We start from the raw sequence: 281 nt of genomic DNA, 5'->3' as shown, positions 1-281 counted from the left end.
AGACGATCCCTGCACTAAACAGCAGAATGTTCAGCGGCTGACCAGGCGCGATCGCTTGCGCGACGTCCTGCAGCCAACCCAGGCCTTCCGACTGACCGAACCAGGCACCCAGGGATGCCGGGAACAGCAGGATGCTGCTGGCGAAAATCGCAGGGATTACACCCGCCATGTTCACTTTCAGCGGCAAATGGCTGGTCTGGGCGGCAAACACCTTGCGACCTTGCTGGCGCTTGGCGTAATGCACGGCGATACGACGCTGACCCCGCTCGATGAACACCACG

General features: G+C 61.2%; 1 pseudogene. It reads right to left on the bottom strand.

What is annotated here, in order from left to right:
• Positions 1-281, bottom strand: a pseudogene (locus tag GB932_RS00805) (preprotein translocase subunit SecY); the annotation flags it as partial.

This window comes from Microbacterium karelineae (genome assembly GCF_009745985.1).
GTDB lineage: Bacteria > Actinomycetota > Actinomycetes > Actinomycetales > Microbacteriaceae > Microbacterium > Microbacterium karelineae.
This window is presented reverse-complemented; position numbering and strand designations above follow the sequence as displayed.